The following is a 14236-nucleotide window of genomic DNA, read 5'->3' on the forward strand; positions in this document are numbered from 1 at the left end:
AATGACAGTCGTATGACAGTTACACGACGCATTGATGAAATTGGAGAAGATGTTGGCTAGTATCGATTCAGCCGTAGCGAGGAGATCACGAGTCTACGCCGATAGACCCGGATTTGCCGCGCGGCACGCCAAGACGCTGACCTCCGCACGTAGCGCATTGCTTTCGCTGTCAATCGCGGCTGCGCTCGTTTTCGCAGTCGAGTTGATCGTGCGCCACTCCCTGGCCGACACGGTTTCCTACTTCCTCGATCCGACCCGCCCGGCCTGGACCACCATCGGTGCATTCTTCCTCATTCTGCTCGCCATCGATGGTGCTTTCGGCCGTGAGCACAAGTCCGCCGTGGTGCTCGCGCCGCTGGCGATCATACCGGCCATCATCTGCCAGCAGAAGCAGGTCTTCCTTTCCGACCCGCTCTATCCGACCGACTTTCTCTTCGGTCGCCAGATTCTCGAACTGATGCCGGTTCTGGTCAAGGACCGTCCCTGGACTGCTGTCGGCATTGCTGTCGGCCTTCTCGCAGCCGTTGCCGCCATCGGTCTTTTGCTGCGCTACGCCTGGCGCAACTTCCCCAAGCTGACGCGCCGCGAGCGCATCGCCCGCGCCGCCTTTGCGTTGCCGCTGCTCTTCGCCTTCTGGAACATCATGGACTACAACCAGTTCTCCTGGATCCGTGATCGCCTGAAGGTCATCCCCATCATGTGGGATCAGACCGAAAACTATCGTCACAACGGCTTTGCGCTGGCGTTCGCGATCAACCTGCCGATGGCCAATGTCAGCGCACCTGCCGGCTACATGGCCGATGCGATCGACCGAATCCCGGTCAAGCCGCTGCCGGCCGGGACGTCCCATCGCAGCAAGCCCGACGTTATCGTGCTGATGAGCGAGTCCTTCTGGGATCCGACCCGTCTGCCGAACGTCAAGCTGTCGCCCGACCCGATGCCGACGATCCGCGAGATGCAGTCCGGCAACGTGTTCTCGCCGGAGTTCGGCGGCATGACGGCCAATGTCGAATTCGAAGCGCTGACCGGCTTTTCCAACGCCTTCCTGCCCTATGGTAGCATCCCGTACCAGCAGTACATCCGCAATCCGATCCCTTCGCTTGCCACCTTCTTCCGTGGCGAGGGTTATGTTTCGCGGGCCATCCACCCGTTCCAGAGCTGGTTCTGGAACCGCACCGCCGTCTACAAGGCCTTCGGTTTCGACACCTTCAAGTCGGAGGAAAACATGCCGCCGATGCAGAAGCGTGGCATCTTCGCCTCGGACGAGTCCCTGACCAACGAGATCATCCGCCAGGCCGATGCCATGGATGACCCGTTCTTCTTCTTCGCGGTCACCTTGCAGGGCCATGGCCCGTATGAGGCCAACCGCTACGCCAAGAACACCATCAAGGTTGAAGGCAACCTGCCCGAAAGCGACCGCCAGGTGCTGGCGACATATGCTCAGGGCATCAAGGAAGCTGACGAGAGCCTGAAGAAGCTGATGGACTGGGCGAAGGAACGCGACCGCGAGACCATCATCGTGCTGTTCGGCGATCATCTGCCGCCGCTGAACACCGTCTACACCAACACCGGCTTCATGAAGGGCGTGACGGCCGAGCGCAAAGGTCCGAAGGACCAGATGAAGGCGCAGCATGAAACGCCACTCGTCGTCTGGTCGAACAAGACTGGTCCGAAGAAGAATGTCGGCACGATCAGCCCGGCCTTCCTCTCCTACCAGATCCTGAAGCAGTCCGGCTACGAGCATCCCTACTACACCGGCTTCCTCGGCAAGGTGCACGATCAATACCGCGTCGTCGACCGCTACATGCTGATCCGCAAGAACGGCAAGGACGTCGCCGAGTGGTCCCGTCAGCCGAAGGTGCCGGCGCTGCTGCGTGACTATCGCTTCCTTCAGCACGACATGATGTTCGGCAAGCGCTACTCGACGGACCGCTTCTTCAAGTCGCACGCGGATCTTTACGCCGCAGGTTTCTAGTTGGTATCGCCGGAAGACGCGTCGCGTAAACACCGCTCTTGCACAGCGCAGGGTGCCGGAGAGCCTGAATGACAACACAGAACCGGACGGGTGACCGTCCGGTTCTTTTCATCTGAGGTCTCCCGTTGATTTCCTCACCGAAGTGGTGCGCTAGATACCGCCCGGACCATTCTCGGAGATAGCCATGCCGCATTTCAACGACCTGTCCCAGCACCTGTTCGGCAAGCCGCTTGCCGAACTCGGCGAAATCGAGCGCCGCATCCTTACCCGCGCCAAGGAGCGGCGCACAGTTGCGACGGACACCAACGCCGAGTTCAGCGCCGAGCTTTCCGTCGGCGATCGGCTTGCCGACTCCATCGCCAGGGTTGGCGGCTCCTGGGCCTTCATTCTCAGCTTTTGCGGCTTTCTGGTTGCCTGGGTGGTAGTCAACACCGTCTTGCTCATGACCGGGGCATTCGATCCCTACCCCTTCATCTTCCTGAACCTGCTGCTCTCGATGCTGGCGGCATTGCAGGCGCCGGTCATCATGATGTCTCAAAACCGGCAGGCCGAGCGCGACCGCTTCGCCGCGGCAAAGGACTACGAGGTCAATCTGAAATCGGAAGTCGAGTTGATCGCCCTGCATCACAAGGTCGATGACGTGCTGCTGCGCGAAATTGCCGAGTTGCGGGCCGACCTCGCCACTCTCAATCGCCAGCTTGCCCAATACCGGCACATACCCGACAACGACTAGCCTTATCCGGTACGGCTAAAACCCTCAAGAATCTACGCAATCCCTAATTCAATCACAAATATGCATTTTGCACCAATAGGCTATTTCTAGCCATTGAAACAACCTATTCGCGTATCAGAAAATTAATATTTGAAGCGCAGCCTGACGGTGCAGGGACAGAGAAAAAGCAGTCACGGTTCGGTCGGAGTTGCTGAAATGTCCAGAATAACGCGCCTGTTTGGCAGCCGCGATGGCGCTGCCGCAATTGAATTTGCAATCATCGCCCCTCTCTTCTTTCTTTGCGTCCTGACGTTGATCGCCTACGGCATCTACCTCAGCGCCGCCCATTCCATTCAGCAGATCGCTGCCGATGCTGCTCGTACCGCCATTGCAGGGCTTTCGGAAGGCGAGCGCGAACGTCTCGCCACCGACTACATCCAGCGCACCACGATGGATCAATCCTTCATCAAGCCGTCCCGCATGACCGTGACGGTCAAGGCCGACGCGAGCAATGCCAACCAGTTCACGGTAAGGATCAAATACGACGCCAGCGATCTGCCGATCTACAACATGTTCACCTTCGCAATGCCGAGCGAGCAGATCGAGCGCTTCGCCACCATCCGCTTGGGAGGCATCTGAAATGGTTCCGAAAGCACCGGCATTGCGCGCGCTCGCCCAATCTAGGCATGGCAATATCGGCATGTCCGCCGCGCTTGTCATGCCGCTGGTTATTGCGTCCATGGGGCTTGGCATCGACTACGGTTATCTCACCGTCCAGAAGCGGGAGATGCAGCAAACTGTCGATCTTGCCGCCATCGCCGCCGCATCGAACGTCTCTTCCGCAGAGCAGGCCGTCCTCAAGTACTTTTCCAACAACAGTCATAATTTCGCGGTCGCGACGCCCACCGGCCTGTTGACCATCGATGGCAAGGTTGTGCGACCAAGCGATGTCGCCACCGCAAAGATCGAAGGTGTGGCAACGGTCACACGCGGGCGTTATGTCCCCGATCCGAACATTACCGCCGGCCAGCGCTTCGTCAAGAACGCGGCCCCTTCGGATGCCGTCCAGGTTCACCTGCAAAAGAAGGGACAGATCTTCCTCGCCTCGGTCTTCGCCGAGCCACCGGATCTCAATGTCGTCGGAACGGCCGCAAGCTCGAAAATTGCCGCCTTTTCTGTCGGATCCCGCCTTGCCAGCCTGAACGATGGCCTCCTCAACGCCATACTCGGCCAGATGCTCGGCACCACCATCTCACTGAAGGTGATGGACTACACCGCCCTGATCGACGCGGATATCGACATCCAGCCGTTCCTGAAGATCATTGCGACCAAGCTCAGCCTCAAAACCGCCTCCTATGAAGACGTGCTCGACGCCAAACTGACGATGCCACAGCTGCTGTCGTCCATGCGGCTGTTCCAGGGACTGTCGGGAACAGTCAACTCCGCGCTCAAGAGCATCGAACTTGCGACGGCCAACAACAGGAAGACCTTTACTCTGGCGCAGATACTCAATCTTGATCCCAAGAAAGACCTGAGGATCGATGCCGGTTCAGACTGGACGATGAGGGTCAGCGCCCTGCAGATTGTCTCCGCCGCGGCCGCCATTGCCAACGGCCAGAACCAGATCGCGCTGAATGCGGTCGCCGGGTTGCCGGGAATAGCGTCGGCGACCGTCAAACTGGCGATCGGCGAACCGCCGGTCGAGACGCCAAGCCATCGCCTCGGCACGCCAGGTACTGCGGTCCGCACGGCACAGACCCGCCTTGCCGTCGAAGTGGGCGTAGACGGGCTGGCCGCCCTTGCCGGTATCCGTATTCGTTTGCCGATCTACGTGGAGCTAGCCCACGCCGAAGCCAAACTCTCCGATATCCGCTGCTACGGCGGCAAGCCGGAGAATGCAGCCGTCGTCGTCGATGCGGTTCCGGGCGTCGCTGAAATCGCGATCGGCGACGTCAACCCGAAGGTGCTTTCGAGCTTTTCGTCCGATGCCCGCGTCGAGCGCGCCCGCATCGTCGACGCGCTGGTGGTCAAGATCGACGCGATCGCCCACATCGAGGCGCAAAACCTTCAGGCGTCCCGCCTCACCTTTAGCCCTGCCGAGGTCGCCGCGCGTTCGATCAAGAGCGTATCGACCAAGGACATCCTCTCGTCGACGACGAAGACGCTGCTCAACAATCTGGATCTGAACATCCAGGTCTTGTTCCTGACGCTTGGCAGCCCGACGATCCTGCAACAGGCGCTGGCCCAGACGCTGGGAGCCGTCACAAAACCGGTGGACGATCTGCTCTACAACCTGTTGCTCCTGGTCGGGGTGCGGGTGGGCGAAGCGGATGTTCGCGTCACTGGGGTCAAGTGCCAACCACCAGTGCTCGTGCAGTAACACCACCCCGGAAAATGCGATGGGGCTGGCGACGGAAAAATCCTTTGCTTGCTCTTTCGAACAAAATGGCGGCTTCACACGTTATGAGCAAGGTAAAGCTGCTAAAAGCAGTAGAGTTGAGTAGTATCGAGGCAGGCGTGGCGAGGGATCGGCCTCCGAAGCCTACGCGAAACATCGTCGGGAGACGTGCACGACACATGCATTTGGTGGCAAAACAGGGGGATGCTGCACCGGAAAAACCGCCCGCCTTTACGGCGGATGGAATTTTGCGCAACCCGCTGCTGCGCGAGACGCTGCAGATCAGCGCCCGCGATCTGATGGCCGTCTATGACATCTTTCCGCGCGTGGCTCGTCTGGTCGCCTCCCATCAGAAATGGATTTTGAGCCAGGCCGCCTATGCGCTTCATCTCGAGCGCGATCCGACGCATCCGGATTCCGGCATCACAGCGGCGCGGCTGTTGAAGTTCATGCGTGATACCGGCGGTGCAAGTCGAAACACGGCAGCCGCATTCCTGGCAGAACTGCTCGCCTACAAATTGCTGCGCGATGTCAGCGGCGAACGGACGAACAAGAAGGTTCGCCCGCTCGAACCGACGGAAGTCAGCGAGAGCGCCATGATGCGCTGGTTCATGAGCCAGATGGGTACGCTCGATCGCCTCGATGGCGGCAATCGGCTGGAACACGTTGAGGCCGACACCTCCGTCCTTGTACGCACGCAGCCGATTGCGGCAAGAATGCTCCTGTCCGACAAGAACTGGAGCGAGCCTCCCGAAGGTGTCGCCATCTTCGCCTGGACCGAGTGCGGTGGCTTGCTGCTCGATGACCTGATGGCGCGCCCGAAAAGCCTGACGCCCGTCGATGGGAAGGTTTGGCTGGAACTCAACCTGGCCGAACTCGCCAACCATTATACCATCTCCAACACCCATGTCCGCAGACTGTTTACCAAGGCGCAGGACTCCGGCTACATCGGCCGATCGAACGACGGTTCGCGCGGTCGCTTCTGGATGAGCATCCGGTTGGTCGACGAATACTGTCGGTGGCAGGCCGTCAAGCTTGCCGCACTGGCCAACGCCTATGAGCGAGCCACCGACGGTGCGGTGCGACTCGCAAAATAGTCCGCGTCTTTCTTGCGGCGAAATCGACGTGCGCGTCGGAACGATCGGAAGCTGTCGGCGATTGCCTGCGCCTGCCTTAACCTGCCGGCGGTTTTCCTTGGGCCGATTGCGATCTAGGCTGCTGTCCCTGTGAACACGCCTGGCCTCGTCGGCACGATTTCGACCCCGTGGCGCTCCAGTTCGGGCCGGTGCTCCCGAAAGACCCTGTTCCAGGTCGCCACATCGGCGATTCCGACAAAATTCGTCGCGCGTGCCCCGTCTTCGCGCACACGAACCTCGCTGATCAGCCGGCTCTTCCAACACTCGCTCGTGGCCGGGGTATCGGCCAAGAACACGAATGCGACCACCCGATCAGGGCGGTGAGCAGCAAGGTATGCCAGGAGCGTGTCGGACAGCGCGCGATGGGGCGCATTGATCGTAGCGCAGACCATATTCTCCGCAAACTCATCGTCCGACATGGCCTTCGCCCTTCCTCTCTTCTGACGAACACGGCGTCGCAGCGAACCTGTGACAGGTTGACCTTTCGCCACAAACACTTTCCACGGCCGCGCCCGGTTTAGGCAATCGCGGGCTCGGTGAAAGACTTTAGCGGTGCGCGCATCGCTGGGCAAACGCAACCAATATACAATCGGCATTCGTCCGTTCGGCTCCGGCCACTCAGAACCACGGTACCTGCTCTCTCAACTCCAAGCTTGCCGGGCGCAGGTGCCGTTATTTCTCAGCGGACAGTTGACCCGTCCCCGGGGCCAGGACCGATAAAGATCGCGGTGAACAGGAAGAGGTGATTCGTGAGCGACTCCACGTGTTTCTTGACTGCAACCGAGGCCGCCAGGCGCCTTGGCGTCTCGATCAAGGCATTACGCCTCTATGAGCAACATGGGTTGATCGCGCCTGTGCGGACTTCGGCAGGATGGCGGACCTATGGCCCGGTGCAAATGGCGCGCGCGGGCGAGATCGCCGCCCTACGCTCGCTCGGCCTCACCCTGGCACAGATCCGACGCGTGCTCGATGGCGGTGCGCGCGAGCTTGGCCCTGCCCTGGCGCAGCAGCAGGGGCTGCTGGAGGCGCGGGCGCAGGATCTGCATGAGACAGTCGCAAAGGTCCGGCGTCTCCGCCGAGATCTGGCAAGCGATGCGGACAATGCGCCCGACTTGCAGCAACTGGTACAAGGGGAGCCGTCATCCGGCAATCCCGCGGTCGCCTTCAACCTGCCATGGCCATGGGGCGGTGAGGCGTTCAGCCTTCAGACGATCCGTCCGCTGACCTACATCATCGGACCGCTCGGCAGCGGCAAGACACGGTTGGCCAAAGCCATTGCCACGGCCCTGCCCGGCGCGGTCTTCGTGGGCCTCGATCGGCTGGAGGAGATAAACGGCGAGGCCACTCTCCGGCGGCTCGAGGTCGAACCTCGGCTAAAATCACGCATAGACACCGTTCTTGCGCGACTACTGGACGACGGCGCCGTCGCATCGCCACCTTTGACTGCTTTGTTGGTGGCATTGGAAGGGGATGCCGAGGCATTCGTAGTCGATATGGTCGAACAGGGCCTCGATGCCGCTTCGCAAACCGCCTTGCTAAAGCACCTGCGTCACCACCGTACCGACCGGCGGCCGATCCTCATGTTGACCCGATCCAATGCCGTCCTTGACCTGGCCGCTCTCGGACCAGAGGAAACCGTCATTCTGTGCCCGGCCAACCATAGCCCGCCGACCGAGGTCGCGCCCTATCCGGGTACCCCAGGCTACGAGACCGTCGCCAACTGCCTGGCGTCGCCGGAGGTCCGTGCGCGGACGCAAGGTGTCATCGCCTGGCGGCCGGAAGTGGCCTGAAGGCTTTTACGGTCGCCCTGCGTCAAACTTCGGCAGGTCGTCGTCGATGCCATAGAAATCGCCCTTGTCGGCGCAATAGATGTGATAGCCGGGTTTGAGGTCCGTCGGCTTTTCAAAGACGCCGGCCATGATCGACGTATAGTCGAGCCCATCGGCTTTCCAGAACAGGGCCGACCCGCAATGACGGCAGAAGCCCCGTTGCGCGCCGTCGCTCGAGCGATACCAGGTGACATCCTCAGCACCTTCCAGCTCCAGGTCGCGATCCAGCACATTGGTCGCGGCATAGTAGAGGCCCGTCTGCTTGCGGCATTGCGTGCAATGGCAAAAGATCAGCTCGCGTAGCTCTCCCCGCGTCTTGAAGCGCACCGCAGTGCAGAGACAGCTGCCGCTGTGGATGTCCGACATGGTCCCCCGACCTCCCTCAATGAAAAATGCCGGGCCAGCTTCGCGAGCGGGCCCGGCATTGTCAATTTCATAGCAGTCGCCCGACAGTCAGAAAAACTGAACCGTGCGGCGCTGCGTCAGGATCAGCCGTTGACGACCAGCTTCTTCTCGTCGCGCCCGCCCTTCATGCGCTCGGCCAGCAGGAACGCCAGTTCCAGCGCCTGGTCCGCGTTCAGGCGCGGATCGCAATGGGTGTGGTAGCGATCAGCCAGATCGTCGCCCGAAAGCGCGCGCGCACCGCCCGTGCATTCGGTGACATCGTTGCCGGTCATCTCGATATGGATGCCGCCCGGATGCGAACCCTCCGCACGGTGGATCTGGAAGAAGCTCTCGACTTCCGACAGGATCCGCTCGAACGGACGGGTCTTGTAGTTGTTGAGCGTGATCGTGTTGCCGTGCATCGGGTCGCAGGACCAGACGACCTTCTTGCCCTCGCGCTCGACCGCGCGGATGAGGCGCGGCAGGTGCTCGGCAACCTTGTCGTGGCCAAAGCGGCAGATCAGCGTCAGGCGGCCGGCTTCATTGGCCGGGTTGAGCAGATCGATCAGTTCCAGCAGGCCGTCGGCTGTCAGCGACGGACCGCACTTCAGGCCGAGCGGATTCTTGATGCCACGGCAGTACTCGATATGGGCGTGATCGGGCTGGCGGGTACGGTCGCCGATCCAGATCATGTGGCCCGAGGTCGCATACCAGTCGCCCGAGGTGGAGTCGACGCGCGTCAGCGCCTGCTCGTAGCCGAGCAGCAGCGCCTCATGGCTGGTGAAGAAATCGGTCTCGCGCAGGCTCGGGTGGTTTTCCGAGGTGATGCCGATCGCCTTCATGAAATCCATGGTCTCGGAGATCCGGTCGGCGAGCTTACGGTAGCGCTCTGCCTGCGGGCTGTCCTTGACGAAGCCAAGCATCCACTGGTGCACGTTGTCGAGGTTGGCATAGCCACCCATCGCGAATGCGCGCAGGAGGTTGAGCGTGGCAGCCGACTGGCGGTAGGCCATGATCTGGCGTTCCGGATCCGGAACGCGTTCGGCTTCCGTGAACTCGATGCCATTGATGATGTCGCCACGGTAGCTCGGCAGCTCGACGTCGCCCTGCTTCTCGATGTTGGACGAGCGCGGCTTGGCGAACTGGCCGGCGATACGGCCGACTTTCACCACCGGCTGCTGTGCACCAAACGTCAGGACCACGGCCATCTGCAGGAACGCGCGGAAGAAGTCGCGGATCGTGTCGGCACCATGCTCGGCAAAGCTCTCGGCGCAATCGCCGCCCTGCAGCAGGAAGCCGCGGCCCTCGGCAACATTGGCAAGTGCGCTCTTCAGACGCCGCGCTTCACCGGCAAACACCAGCGGCGGATACTTCGCGAGCTTCGCTTCCGTTGCCGTCAATGCAGCAAGGTCCGGATAGTCCGGCACCTGCTGGATGGGTTTCTGCCGCCAGCTATTCGGAGTCCAAGTCTGTGCCATTTCGATCACCTGTTGTCTGCCGCGGACTGCGGTCCGCGCGGGTCGCGCCCTGACGGCTTTGATACCGCCCGGTATTCGGAAATTTCACTGCGTCCGCGCCCTGCTCCAGCGCTTGGCCCAAGCCTTGGCGCCCGCCCGAAGCCGGTCACTTCGCGGATGCGGGCTTATAGACGTTAAGCGATGGCTTGGAAAGACATCCTACCAGAATTCATGGCTTTCAGCGCCAGGGAAAGCGAAGCGGCGGCGGGCTCAGTTAACCCGCTCGCCCTTGTGCACTCGATAGGACGGCGCATACATCGTCACGAGTTCTTCGGATGCGGTCGGATGAACGGCCATCGTCCGGTCGAAATCGTCCTTGGTGCATCCGGCTTTGAGCGAAATGCCAAGCAACTGCGCCATCTCTCCGGCGTCGTGGCCGAGGATATGCGCGCCCAGCACCTTGCGGTCGGCAGCGTTGACGATCAGCTTCATGATCGTCTTTTCCTTGCGACCGGAAAGCGTCGCCTTCATCGGCCGGAACTCGGCGCGATAGACTTCCAGGTCCTCGAACTGGTGGCCAGCCTGCTCTTCGCTGAGGCCGACCGTGCCGATTTCCGGCTGGGAGAACACGGCCGTTGCGATCAGGTCGTGATCGGGCGAGACGGGGTTGTTCTTGTACTCGGTCTGGATGAAGCACATCGCCTCGTGGATCGCGACCGGCGTCAGCTGCACGCGATCGGTGACGTCGCCAAGCGCATAGATGCCAGGCGCGCTGGTGCGCGAGAAGGCATCGACAATGATCGCGCCGCGCTCATCCGTCTTCACGCCGGCGCTTTCAAGCCCCAGTCCCTTGGTGTTCGGCACGCGGCCGAGCGCCAGCATCACCTGGTCGACGGCGATCTCGCCGTGCTTCATCGTGTGCGCCACACGTTTGCCGTCGGCGTCGACAGCCACGGACTGGATGATGTCCTCGCAAAGGATCCGGATACCCTTCTCTTCCATCGCCGCGTGCAGACCGCGGCGCATATCCTGGTCGAAGCGCGACAGGATTTCCTTGCCGCGATAGATCAGCGTCGTCTCGACGCCGAGACCGTGGAAGATGTTGGCGAACTCGACAGCGATATAGCCACCGCCGGCGATCAGGATCGACTTCGGCAGTTCCGCAAGGTCGAAGGCCTCGTTGGAGGAAATGCAGAGTTCGTGTCCCGGCAGCGCGTCGTGCGGCGTCGGATGCCCACCGACGGCAATGACGATGCGCTCGGCGGTGACGGTCTTGCCGGTGTCGAGCAGACGAACGGTGTTCGGGCCGACGAGTTCCGCCCGGGTACGCAGGATCTCTGCGCCGGCATTGGCAAGCCCCTTCTGGTAGAGACCTTCAAGCCGCGTGATCTCCTGCTCCTTGGCGGCGACAAGCTTCTGCCAATCGAAGCGGCTTTCACCGACCGTCCAGCCAAACCCGGCTGCATCCTCGAAGTGCTCGGTGTATTGCGACGCGTAAACGTAGAGCTTCTTCGGCACGCAGCCACGGATGACGCAGGTGCCGCCGTAGCGGAATTCTTCGGCGATTGCGACCTTCTTGCCCAGGCTCGCCGCCAGCCGACCGCTTCTGACGCCACCGGAGCCGCCACCGATCACGAAGAGGTCATATTCGAAAGCGGGCATGGGCGAACTCCTGAAGGTCGTGCAGACGGAAATTGGGATCATGGGAGCACCGTCCGGTCGGCATTTCGCCGACGGCATGCCCCGCCCGGGGTGGGAGCCCCGTTGCAGGCACATATAGTGTTGCACTGCAGAAAAAGAAAAGCCCGGATTGCTCCGGGCTCCTCAAAACGTGATGACTTTGTCGGGCTGGCCCAAGGTCAGTTCAACTGGCCCCAGATTATCTCAGACTATTGAGCCGGCGCCGCCGGCGTGCCCTCAACAAGCGCCGGGGCCGACGTGCCGACCTTGGCGTCAAGCGACTTCGTCGCTTCCGTGTTCAGATCGCGCGACACACCAGCTGCCCAGATGTCGGCAGCCTTCAACAGTTCGCGCGAAGCGATCGGGCCATCGTTCAGAAGCTTCTTGCCGGCCGTCGAGTTGTAGAACTCGGAAATGGCGTTCAGTTCTTCCAGCGTGAAGGTCTTGGCGTAGATCGTCGCAGCTTCGTTTTCGAGGTCGGCGCGGCGTGCAGCCAAGGTCAGAGCCTTCTCGTCGACGGTCGCGGTGATCAGCTCCTGGAAGTTCGGCGAAGCCTGGATCAGCGTGTTCTTCAGGCGCTCGGCGAGGTTCGGCAGGATGTTGTCAAAGCTGTTGGTGACACCAAGTGCCGCGATGGTCGCGCGAGCAGCCTTGATCTGTTCTTCGGACACGTCCTGAGCCTGGACTGCCGGAATGGATGCAGAAAGGAGAACCGCGGTGGCTGCGAAAGTGCGGACAAGACCTGCGAGTTTGTTCATTTTTATCCATGCTCCTGTGTTTGTCGCATGCTGCCCGGGCGATTGCCGCCGCCAGGCCCGCATGTGTGGTAACCTGTTTTCTTCACCGTCCCGGCTCCTGGCGGAGCCACGGGAATCGGCTCAAGACGCGGTCAGAATGCGTGCCTCTTCCGGTCCAGCAATAATTGCCAGCGAAGCGATGCCGATGAAAAGTCCATGCTCGACGACGCCGGGAATGGCATTCAGCTCTCCCGCGAGCGCATCTGCATCAGGAATACGGCCAAAAGATGCATCAAGAATGAGGTGTCCGCCATCGGTCTTGAAGGGGCCGTCGCCTGAATTGCGCACGGAAATTTCGCCGGTAAGGCCGAGCCGCGAAGCCACCTTTTCAATGGCGATCCGCGTTGCCACCTGACCGAAGGGATTGACCTCGATCGGCAGCTTGAACGCGCCGAGAACGTCGACGACTTTCGATTCGTCGGCAATCACGATCATGCGCCTGGAAGCAGCCGCGACGATCTTTTCACGCAACAGCGCGCCGCCGCCACCCTTGATCAGCCGCAGGCGGCCGTCGACCTCGTCGGCGCCGTCGATCGTCAGATCGAGTTCGGGAAGTTCGTCCAGCGACTTCAGTTGCACGCCCAGTTCCAGGCAGAGCCGTGCCGTGCGCTCGGAGGTCGGAACACCCTCGATGCGAAAGCCTGAGGCGACCTTTTCGGCCAGCAGCCGAACGAATTCCTCCGCCGTCGACCCCGTGCCGATGCCAAGCCGCATGCCGTCTTCGACATGTTCGAGCGCCGCTGCCGCGGCTTTGATTTTCATTTGGCGGGCGTCCATGCGCCAGTCGCTCCCTTATGTTCACCGGATGTGCATGTGGTAAGCCCACCTTTGTCATCCGTTTTCCGCTGAGACACTTACACGCCCCAAGCTGCAAACAAAAGCCAAATTCAAAGGCGCCGCCCGGATTCCCGCACGCTTCCCACGCACACTTGCCATTGCATTTCGGCGCAACTTCGCCTACCCGAACGGCAACCCTTTCCCGCTACGCGAGGTTCTCTCCTTGTCTTCTCCCATTGTCGTCTTTGATCTCGACGGAACTCTTGTCGATACGGCGCCGGATCTGGTGGCGAGCCTCAACCATGCGGTGACCCAGGCCGGCGTCGAGCCCGTCACGTACCGCGACCTCACCCACCTCGTCGGCCATGGCGCCCGCGCGATGATCGAGCGCACGTTCGCCATGCGCAACAAGCCGCTCGATGAAGACGCGCTCGCCTGGCAGATGAAGGAATTCGTCGACTTCTATCATGGCTCGATGCCCGGTGATTCCCTTCCGTATCCCGGCATGCTCGATGCGCTCGACCGGCTGGCTGCAGCCGGGTTCAAGCTCGCCGTCTGCACCAACAAGCCGGAAATGCTGGCAAATCGCCTGCTTGAGCGCCTCGGCCTTCTCGATCGCTTCGCTGCGGTGTCGGGCGGTGACACGTTCGAGATCCGCAAGCCGGATGCGGACCATCTGCTGCGCACGATCGCCAATGCCGGCGGCAGCGCCCAGCACTCGGTGATGGTCGGTGACAGCCTCAACGATATCCTCGTCGCCCGCAACGCCGCGGTCCCATCGATCGCCGTCCCGTTCGGCTATTCCGACGTTCCGATCGAGAGCCTTGAGCCGACGATCATCATCCAGCACTTCGACGAATTGACGCCGGAACTGGTCACGGGACTTTTCAACGGCAAGTGAGTTGCGGCCCCGGAGCCGCCTTGGAAGATCCAAGTCGCTTCACAGCAACGGTTGACTTCATCGCCAAGACGGATCGCAGGACTGGCGATGCCCGATGGGTTGGCGGACTCGCACCAAAGCGACGCGACAGCCCTCCTTCGCGGACCGCCAGAATGAAAAGACCCCACGGAGGTTCTCCATGGGGTCGCAA

The 14236-nt window shown here is 61.3% G+C and carries 13 protein-coding genes; 7 read left to right on the top strand and 6 right to left on the bottom strand.

Annotated features, from left to right (window positions below; translation table 11 throughout):
- Positions 1-52 precede the first annotated feature (52 nt).
- The 5 genes from AC07UR_RS09665 to AC07UR_RS09685 all read left to right on the top strand — a co-directional run bounded on the left by AC07UR_RS09665 (position 53) and on the right by AC07UR_RS09685 (position 6182).
- Positions 53-1975, top strand: a complete 1923-nt coding sequence (locus AC07UR_RS09665; RefSeq protein ID WP_209791972.1) for an LTA synthase family protein — start codon at positions 53-55, stop codon at positions 1973-1975.
- Between the two features lie 184 nt (positions 1976-2159).
- Complete coding sequence (locus tag AC07UR_RS09670) at positions 2160-2708, top strand: DUF1003 domain-containing protein (protein WP_209791974.1); 549 nt, start codon at positions 2160-2162, stop codon at positions 2706-2708.
- A gap of 195 nt (positions 2709-2903) precedes the next feature.
- Complete coding sequence (locus tag AC07UR_RS09675) at positions 2904-3326, top strand: TadE/TadG family type IV pilus assembly protein (RefSeq protein WP_209791975.1); 423 nt, start codon at positions 2904-2906, stop codon at positions 3324-3326.
- A 1-nt stretch (position 3327) separates the two neighbouring features.
- Positions 3328-5067, top strand: a complete 1740-nt coding sequence (locus tag AC07UR_RS09680) for a pilus assembly protein TadG-related protein (RefSeq protein WP_209791977.1) — start codon at positions 3328-3330, stop codon at positions 5065-5067.
- Between the two features lie 197 nt (positions 5068-5264).
- A complete protein-coding gene (locus tag AC07UR_RS09685) occupies positions 5265-6182 on the top strand; it encodes a helix-turn-helix domain-containing protein (RefSeq protein ID WP_173420130.1) in 918 nt (305 codons plus the stop codon).
- A gap of 113 nt (positions 6183-6295) precedes the next feature.
- Here the strand turns inward: AC07UR_RS09685 and AC07UR_RS09690 are convergent, their stop codons facing one another.
- Positions 6296-6640: a hypothetical protein gene (locus AC07UR_RS09690; RefSeq protein ID WP_209791979.1), complete on the bottom strand. Its 345-nt coding sequence runs from the start codon at positions 6638-6640 to the stop codon at positions 6296-6298.
- A 330-nt stretch (positions 6641-6970) separates the two neighbouring features.
- On the opposite strand from AC07UR_RS09690, the gene AC07UR_RS09695 reads away from it, so the two are divergent.
- On the top strand, positions 6971-8011 hold the full coding sequence (locus AC07UR_RS09695; protein ID WP_209791981.1) for a MerR family transcriptional regulator: 1041 nt from the start codon (positions 6971-6973) through the stop codon (positions 8009-8011).
- Between the two features lie 6 nt (positions 8012-8017).
- On the opposite strand, the gene AC07UR_RS09700 is transcribed toward AC07UR_RS09695, so the two are convergent.
- From AC07UR_RS09700 to rpiA, 5 genes are all read right to left on the bottom strand, one after another.
- Entirely contained in the window at positions 8018-8416 is a 399-nt protein-coding gene (locus tag AC07UR_RS09700) for a GFA family protein (RefSeq protein WP_209791982.1), read from the bottom strand.
- Between the two features lie 122 nt (positions 8417-8538).
- Positions 8539-9912, bottom strand: a complete 1374-nt coding sequence (locus AC07UR_RS09705; protein WP_077503918.1) for a class II 3-deoxy-7-phosphoheptulonate synthase — start codon at positions 9910-9912, stop codon at positions 8539-8541.
- A gap of 249 nt (positions 9913-10161) precedes the next feature.
- Positions 10162-11553: a glutathione-disulfide reductase gene (gene gor / locus AC07UR_RS09710; protein WP_209791984.1), complete on the bottom strand. Its 1392-nt coding sequence runs from the start codon at positions 11551-11553 to the stop codon at positions 10162-10164.
- 227 nt (positions 11554-11780) lie between these two features.
- Positions 11781-12329 carry a DUF2059 domain-containing protein gene (locus AC07UR_RS09715; protein ID WP_077503695.1) on the bottom strand — a complete coding sequence of 183 codons (549 nt, stop codon included), beginning with the start codon at positions 12327-12329 and terminating at the stop codon, positions 11781-11783.
- A 120-nt stretch (positions 12330-12449) separates the two neighbouring features.
- The gene (rpiA, locus tag AC07UR_RS09720) at positions 12450-13145 is read right to left on the bottom strand and encodes a ribose-5-phosphate isomerase RpiA (protein ID WP_173420136.1); all 696 of its coding nucleotides are present in this window, start codon (positions 13143-13145) and stop codon (positions 12450-12452) included.
- Between the two features lie 223 nt (positions 13146-13368).
- Here rpiA and AC07UR_RS09725 point away from each other — a divergent pair, with 223 nt between their 5' ends.
- The gene (locus AC07UR_RS09725; RefSeq protein ID WP_209791986.1) at positions 13369-14046 is read left to right on the top strand and encodes an HAD family hydrolase; all 678 of its coding nucleotides are present in this window, start codon (positions 13369-13371) and stop codon (positions 14044-14046) included.
- The last annotated feature ends 190 nt before the right edge of the window (positions 14047-14236 follow it).

Source organism: Ensifer sp. GW821-FHT05G01 (assembly GCF_059419585.1).